2 protein-coding genes are annotated in these 2,647 nt (G+C 40.6%); both read right to left on the bottom strand.

What is annotated here, in order from left to right; translation table 11 throughout:
- Positions 1-90: 90 nt before the first annotated feature.
- Positions 91-813 (bottom strand): IS21-like element helper ATPase IstB, encoded by a 723-nt coding sequence (gene istB / locus CHB66_RS16665; RefSeq protein WP_089242539.1) that lies wholly within the window; start codon positions 811-813, stop codon positions 91-93.
- Positions 814-815: 2 nt separating this feature from the next.
- On the bottom strand, positions 816-2,387 hold the full coding sequence (gene istA / locus CHB66_RS16660; RefSeq protein ID WP_089242540.1) for an IS21 family transposase: 1,572 nt from the start codon (positions 2,385-2,387) through the stop codon (positions 816-818).
- Between the last annotated feature and the right edge of the window lie 260 nt (positions 2,388-2,647).

Below are 2,647 nucleotides of genomic sequence, written 5' to 3'. Positions count from 1 at the left end.
TGGATATTCCGGACAATACTGACCCCTGTTCTGGACATATTGACCCCTCTAAAAATGGGTTTGGTTCTATAATCTGTTAGACTGACAATTTTACATTTTTTTTCTGAGACTTTCTCCTTTTAACTCTATTCTGTAGGAAGAATGGACTAATCTGTCAAGAATAGCATCTGCTATAGTTTCTTCCCCAATGATATCATACCAGCTTGACACGGGCAACTGACTGACGATGATTGTTGATTTCTTTCCATGTCTATCTTCAATCATTTCCATAAAATCTATCCGCTGTTGCTGTTCGAGGTGGGTTAGTCCAAAGTCATCAATGATCAGGAGATCTGTCTTAGCCAGCTTATCAAAGAACTTCATCACAGTTCCTTCGAGTCTGGCCATTTTGGTTTTGAGCATTAGTTTCTGGGTATTGAAGTAAGCGGCTTTGAACCCCAGGACACAAGCCTGATGTCCAAGTGCAGAAGCCAGATAGCTTTTACCGCAGCCTGTTGCTCCGGTGATCAGGACAGCCTCTCCCTTTGTAATATATTCACCCGCTGCAAGGCTTGTGAACAACATTTGATCAAGACCTCTTGTTTTGTCAAGCTTGAGTTCCTCCAAGGATGCTTTGTACCTGAATGCCGCATTGGTTTCAAGCCTTTTGAACCTCCTGTTATCTCTTTCAAGCTCTTCAGCCTGTAGTAACAGTTCAAGACCTTCGGAAAGTGAGAGGCTTTGATTTTTTCTTGTTTCTTTGATAGCTGTCCATGTTTTGGACATACCGTGCAGCTTGAGTTTGGCAAACTGCGATTCGATCTGGTTTGTCATAGTTATTTAAAATTAATTGATTGTTGATTACTGTAATATGATTTACCCCTTACATTCTGATGCTTGGGTAGCGTTGCGATGTTGTTTTGGACAGACTCGTCTTCCATATGGTTCTCTATTATATTTTTGATAAACTTGTAAGAGAAAATCCCATTCTCCATTGCTGTTTTACATGCTTTTTCTAAAACTTCTGTATCTGATTTTCTAGCTAGAGCAAGTAGCCCATCACAAGACCTGTATATCTGTTCGGGATATCTTTTCTGTTCAAAAAGTAGGCATATATATTCGTAAAGAACTTTTGAGATCTTCGCTGAAAGATTCCTGTAATAGTCAGGACTTCTATCCCTGTAGTGCTGGTGATGTGAACAGAGGTGCTCTTTGACTGTTGAGTAAGCCCCATGTTTGAAGTTTCTGGTATGAACCGCCACTTTCTTACCACCATGATAGATGTAGACCATGGATCTGGAATAGACTACTTTTACTTTGTTTCCCATAAGGGTATGTGGAACACTGTAATAGTGTTTGTCGGCAGACAGATAGATGTGGTTGTTTTTTGCAACTTTAAGCATTGAATAGCTGCGAAGCTCAAAACGGTCAACAGGCAGATCAGTCAGCAGGGCTTTTTCATCAGCGATAAACTTTTCTTCCCTACAGTATGGCTTCTTCTGCATTCTTGTCTGGTTGTGGGCTTTTACTTTCAGTTTGATTGCCTCGTTGAGAGAAGTAATGTCAAAGAACTGCATATTCCTGAGCTTGGCATATACTCTTGAATAAAGGATCTTAACCTGATTTTCTACCAGAGCTTTATCCTGAGGCTTTCGAACCCTTGCAGGAAGTACTGCTGTTCTGTAGTGGTTGGCAAAATCTTCCAACGCTTGATTGATATCAGGTTCATAACGATCTGCTTTAATCACAGCAGCCTTCAAGTTGTCAGGAACCAGAAGCTGCGGTACGCCTCCTAAATCTTCTAAACACCTGCTTAGTGCGTAAAGAAAATCAGATACACTCTGGGATGGTACAGCAATGGCAAAAGCATAGTCAGAGTAAGGGAGACAGGCAACAAAGAGTTGACATGATATCACTTCTCCTGTCTCTCTATCTATGTAGGGAATCGTTTTTCCTGCAAAATCTATGAAGAGTTTTTCACCAGGCTTGTGATCCAGTACCATAGTTGGTTTCCCTTTTGCAGCTTGATGCTGGTCAAGGTGAAAACAAAATTGAGAATAACTGTACCCATCTGGATTAGCTTCCTTGTACTCTTCCCAGAGAAGCACTCTGGTTACACCAACCTTTTCTAACTCTTTTTGATAATGTTCAAGGTTGGATTTAAAGTATTCATACCTTGAATCTTTATAAGAAGGATTCCCAGGGTGAAAAAGTGTATATAATTCAGGCTCGTCAAGGTTAAGAAGTACCTCAATTGTCATCTTCTCAACCCTTTTGCCTGCAAGTAGCTTATCAAGCTTAAAAAGATATGTCTTGACGGTATTCTTGCTGATATCTAGAATTCGGGCAATAGTCTTGACACCTTTGCCTTGTTTGTTAAGGATTATCAATTGTTTTATCTGACTCATTGGTTTCGGTTTTCCAGCCATCGGATTATAATTAACGGTTATTGAAAGTATCCGCTAAAAAACCAAAACCATTAATCAGAGGGGTCAACATGCTCCAGAATTTTGACCAAAGGGGGTCAATATACTCCGGAATATCATCAAAATTCCTACTTTAGGGGGTCAACATCCGCCGGAATGTCAGTCGAATCTGGCCAATCAGGCCACTTTCACTGTTCAAAAACATTCCGGTTGAGAGGGGTCAGCATACTCCGGAATATCCA

Origin of the sequence: Belliella buryatensis (assembly GCF_900188245.1) — a bacterium.
In the GTDB taxonomy this organism is placed as follows: domain Bacteria; phylum Bacteroidota; class Bacteroidia; order Cytophagales; family Cyclobacteriaceae; genus Belliella; species Belliella buryatensis.
This window is presented reverse-complemented; position numbering and strand designations above follow the sequence as displayed.

What these genes read in the sequence shown, in the direction of transcription:
- istB (WP_089242539.1), bottom strand. Translation starts at nt 813, where the DNA reads ATGACAAACCAGATCGAATCGCAGTTTGCCAAACTCAAGCTGCACGGT.
- istA (WP_089242540.1), bottom strand. Translation starts at nt 2,387, where the DNA reads ATGAGTCAGATAAAACAATTGATAATCCTTAACAAACAAGGCAAAGGT.